General features: G+C 34.5%; 2 protein-coding genes and 1 pseudogene. All 3 read right to left on the bottom strand.

Translation table 11 applies throughout. The features are described 5' to 3' along the window. Positions 1-151: 151 nt before the first annotated feature. A pseudogene (locus ACFWE9_RS26775) lies at positions 152-400 on the bottom strand (endonuclease); the annotation flags it as partial. Between the two features lie 17 nt (positions 401-417). Continuing rightward, entirely contained in the window at positions 418-1,596 is a 1,179-nt protein-coding gene (locus tag ACFWE9_RS26770; RefSeq protein WP_230159456.1) for an MFS transporter, read from the bottom strand. Between the two features lie 127 nt (positions 1,597-1,723). Then, positions 1,724-2,035 (bottom strand): ArsR/SmtB family transcription factor, encoded by a 312-nt coding sequence (locus tag ACFWE9_RS26765; RefSeq protein ID WP_230159457.1) that lies wholly within the window; start codon positions 2,033-2,035, stop codon positions 1,724-1,726. Positions 2,036-2,051: the final 16 nt, after the last annotated feature.

The raw sequence follows: 2,051 nt of genomic DNA, 5'->3' as shown, positions 1-2,051 counted from the left end.
AGGGATACTCTTCGTTATTAGCGTATAACATCTTATAATTACGAAACAGAATGCTATTTAAATAAAATTAAATTATGTGATTTTTCCAAAAATTTAGACTTTATAAGAGGAAAGAGCTGCCCTGAAAAACAGGACAGCTCTTTCCTCTTACTTACAGATGGCTGAGGGCCCATTCCAGATGATCAATGAAAGGGTTGCGATTATGCTTATATTTATTATAAATGATTTCATTTCGAGTACGTTCAAAAGTATCTACTGGGTCCTGTTCGTTCCATACCAGCAGGCCCGCCAACTTTCCATGATAAGGATTGGTGCAGCTGTTCACTTGATTATTTAGTTCTAAATCAATTTCACCACTTTCACCGTAACGAACGGCCATATAAAACAGCATTCGGATAATTTCACTGTTCATTCAATTCAAGAACCTACGCTAACTCCCTCTACGTTCGAACTGAAAATTTTCATTTTTATCATGATCAAAATGAAAGCTAGCAATGCAAACACAATTCCGCTCCAGATGAGTTGATGTATTCCCAAGTGAGAAATAAACCAACCACCAATAGACGCCCCTAAAGTAATTCCAAGATTTGAAAATGAGACAAACAAGCTGTTGCCGAATTCAGGTGCTTCGTTCGCTTCAGTTGTCAACCATGTTTGACTGACAATTAGACCACCAGAATGCACTATTCCCCAAATGAAAACCATTAGAATCATCGGAATTAAATAGGAGCCCAAATAATAAGCGAATAAATAAATTACTATATATAGAAGGGGGAACATTATAACGGTCTTAGTTATGCTTTTTTGCAAAAATCCACCAAACAAAAAATTCCCAAAAATCATGATTAGACCAAACGCCATCAACATTACACTAATCAAAGACCCATTCATATGTGTTAATTGTCCAAGATATTCGGCAAAGTAGCTGTATACAGAGAACATTGCTGCAAAGATAAACATAACGGCTGCGATGTTTAACCATAATCCCGGTTTACGTAATATACCAAGCTGCTTTCCATAAGACATTTTTTCCTTATTAGGCATGGAAGGAAGCCACAATAATATTCCTACAAAAGCAATCGCATTTACAACAGCTCCAAATAGGAAAGCAGTTTCTAACGAAAACTTTTCCGCGAAATAAGAAGTTAAAGGTACACCAAATGCAAATCCGAAAGTAATTCCGGCAAAAACCTTTGTAACTGCTTGCTTACTTTTTTCCGGAGGAACAAGTTTGGCTGCAGTCACAAGGGCTATCGAAAAAAAGACAGGATGAAAAATAGCGGGTAGTATACGGAAAGCTAGCATGATATCAAATTTCGTTGTATATGCATAAATAATATTTGAAATCGTGAACATAAATACTGAGGTTAGTAGAATTACTTTACGATTAATTCCAGAAGCGAGTAAGGTCAAGAATGGACCTGAAATGGCAACAATTAAAGCAAATATACTTACAAGTAATCCTGCTTGTGAAGTTGTTATATTAAATTTTTGAGTTATTTGGGGTAGGACTCCCACAATACCCATTTCAGTTGTAATAATGCCGAATACGCCTAAAGCCAACATAATAATAAGCAAAGGGTTAACTTTTTTCATTAATATAAATCTCCATTCCTATTGTTTATTTCTTAATTTATATACAGATTAAAATCATTTATAAAATTACATATCTGTATATCTAGATATGTAAAAACAAAAAAAGAATGACCTCCTTACGTTTATTTTATAGTTCTTTTTGAATGTACTCGGAAAATTCATGTATTGTTTTTTCATTCCGACGATAATAAGTCCACTTTCCGATTCGCTCAGATTCCAATAGACCAGCTTTTTGCATGGTTAACAAATAACTAGAGATGACAGATTGTGCAAGCCCCGATTTAACCTGAATATCTCCCACACATACACCAACTTGAATATTTAGACCTTGTTGAAAATAAGGCTTTTCATTAAAGAACTTCTCTGGATTTTTTAGCCAAAGCAAAATTTGACGACGTGTATCGTTTGACAAAGCTTTATAGATTAATGTAGGTTCCATATAAATTATTATATCT

The organism is Peribacillus sp. NPDC060253 (assembly GCF_042727425.1).
Classification (GTDB): domain Bacteria; phylum Bacillota; class Bacilli; order Bacillales; family DSM-1321; genus Peribacillus.
This window is presented reverse-complemented; position numbering and strand designations above follow the sequence as displayed.